General features: G+C 62.3%; 3 protein-coding genes. 1 reads left to right on the top strand and 2 read right to left on the bottom strand.

Annotated elements, in window-relative coordinates; all coding sequences use genetic code 11:
• Both EN984_RS31020 and EN984_RS31015 read right to left on the bottom strand, forming a co-directional pair.
• Nucleotides 1-334 (bottom strand): cell division protein ZapA (locus tag EN984_RS31020; protein ID WP_164765771.1); only part of this gene is annotated, 334 nt, incomplete at its 3' end.
• Nucleotides 335-345: 11 nt separating this feature from the next.
• Complete coding sequence (locus EN984_RS31015) at nucleotides 346-618, bottom strand: DUF4164 domain-containing protein (protein ID WP_127271149.1); 273 nt, start codon at nucleotides 616-618, stop codon at nucleotides 346-348.
• Between the two features lie 263 nt (nucleotides 619-881).
• Between EN984_RS31015 and tkt the strand changes: the two genes are divergently transcribed.
• Nucleotides 882-2,504: transketolase (tkt, locus tag EN984_RS31010; protein ID WP_127384200.1), on the top strand; the 1,623-nt coding region annotated here is incomplete at its 3' end.

Below are 2,504 nucleotides of genomic sequence, written 5' to 3'. Positions count from 1 at the left end.
GGTCTTCCATGCGCTGTGCCAGCGCGCCGAGCGCATTGGTGAGCACGCTATCGCTCTTGTCGGCCTTGGTCAGAGCCTCGTCGCGGGTCTTGCGCAAGGTCAGCACTTCGCTTTCCATGCCCTTGACGCGTTTCTGCAACTCCGAGAGTTCATCCATCACCATGATGCCGGCCATAACGGTCAGCCGCTGATCGCCGATCTCGCCGAACGAGTCCTTCAGGTGTGAAACATAGCGGTCGAAGCGTTCGGCAAGGTCGATCAGATGCTCTTCCTGGCCCTCGTCGCAGGCCATGCGATACTGCTTGCCGTCGATTGAAACCGTGACCTGTGCCATCGGGCCAGCTCCTATCTGTCCAACACGGCGCGGATGGTTTCCATGGCAGTCACCAAACGTCGCGAGACTTCCTTGTTGGCATCTTCCAGCCGTTCGGCGCGCGCTTCGGAATTATCGAGTTCCTGCGCCAGCCGCGAGCGATCGGCATTCATCCGCTGCACCTCGGCCTCGGCTTCGGAGTAGTCGCGTTCATGCCCGAGCTTGGCCGCGACGGCGTTTTCCAGCCCCTCGATGGCCTTGCCCAGCCTCGCGATGACTTCCTTGAGTGTGGCTTCCCCGGTCATGGCCTTCGTCCTGTGCCCTGCCCATCACCGAATCGTTCACGTTCAGAACGCGTTATCCCTGAAACATTAGGCACCGGGTGAAGGCAACGTCAACAAAGCTCTCGCGACTGTCCCCCGCTAACGCTAATGTAGGTCCGCCGCCGGCATCACAAGACCGGCAAATGTGCACCCGATTTGTTGACTAAAAGCCCGCGCCTGCTATGTGTCGCGCACCCTTTTCAAGGGCTCTCCCAAGCCCCCAAACCCCCACTTCTGGAGGAACCATGACGTCGCGTGAACAACATGACCGGATGGCCAATGCGATCCGCTTTCTCTCCATGGACGCCGTCGAGAAGGCAAATTCCGGCCATCCAGGCCTGCCAATGGGCTGCGCCGATATCGCCACGGTGCTGTTCACGCGCTTCCTGAAATATGATCCCAAGGCCCCGCACTGGGCCGACCGCGACCGTTTCATCCTGTCGGCCGGCCATGGCTCGATGCTGCTCTATTCGCTGCTGCATCTGACCGGCTACGAAGACATGACCCTCGACCAGATCAAGCACTTCCGTCAGTTGGGCTCGAAGACCGCCGGCCATCCCGAATACGGCCATGCCGCTGGCATAGAGACGACGACGGGGCCGCTCGGCCAGGGTCTCGCCAATTCGGTCGGCTTCGCGCTCGGCGAGCGCATCATGAACGCAGCCTTCGGTAACGATCTCGTCGATCATTACACCTATGTCCTGGCCGGCGACGGCTGCCTGATGGAAGGTGTTTCCCAGGAAGCCATCGCGCTTGCCGGCCATCTCAAGCTCAACAAGCTGATCGTCTTCTGGGACAACAACGACATCTCGATCGACGGTCCGGTCTCGCTGTCCGACAACACCGATCAGGTGGCCCGCTTCCAGGCCTCCGGCTGGAATGCCAGCCACATCGACGGCACCGATCCGGAAGCCATCGCCTATGCCATCGAAGCCGCCCGCCATTCCGACAAGCCGACCATGATCGCCTGCAAGACGACCATCGGCTTCGGCGCGCCGACCAAGGCCGGCACCAACAAGGCGCACGGCTCCCCTCTGGGCGCCGACGAGATCGCCGGCGCGCGCAAGTTCTTCAATTGGGATTCGCCGCCCTTCGAGATTCCGGCCGACATCCTCGACGCCTGGCGCACCGCCGGCAAGGCCGGCGTCAAGGCGCGTACAGACTGGGAAGGCCGCCTGGCCAAGGCCGATGCCAAGCTGAAGGCTGAGTTCGAGCGCCGCATCAGCGGCAAGCTGCCGTCCAATTTCGACGCGGTCATTGCCGATTACAAGAAGAAGCTGTCGGCCGACAAGCCGAAGGTCGCCACCCGCAAATCGTCCGAGATGGCGCTGGAAGTCATCAACGGCGCCTTGCCCGAGACCATCGGCGGCTCCGCCGACCTGACCGGCTCCAACAACACCAAGACCAGCCAGACCAAGAACATCACCTCGGACGACTATGGCCAGCGCTATGTCCACTACGGCATCCGGGAGCACGGCATGGCGGCTGCGATCAACGGCCTGACGCTGCATGGCGGCCTCATCGCCTATGGCGGCACCTTCATGTGCTTTTCCGACTATGCCCGGCCGTCGATGCGGCTGGCATCGCTGATGGGCATCCGCTCGATCTTCGTCATGACCCATGATTCCATCGGTCTGGGCGAAGACGGCCCGACCCACCAGCCGGTCGAGCATCTGGCCGCATTGCGCGCCATTCCCAACCACAATGTCTTCCGCCCGGCCGACGCCGTCGAAACCGCCGAATGCTGGCAGATCGCCCTTGAGTCGGAAAAGACGCCGTCGACGTTGGCGCTGACACGCCAGAACCTGCCGACGGTACGCGACGAATTCGTTGCCAGGAACCTGAGCAGCCAGGGTGCCTATGAGCTG

Source organism: Mesorhizobium sp. M7A.F.Ca.CA.004.12.1.1 (assembly GCF_003997835.1).
Lineage (GTDB): Bacteria > Pseudomonadota > Alphaproteobacteria > Rhizobiales > Rhizobiaceae > Mesorhizobium.
The sequence above is the reverse complement of the archived record's forward strand: the minus strand, read 5'-3'. Positions and strand labels throughout refer to the sequence as shown.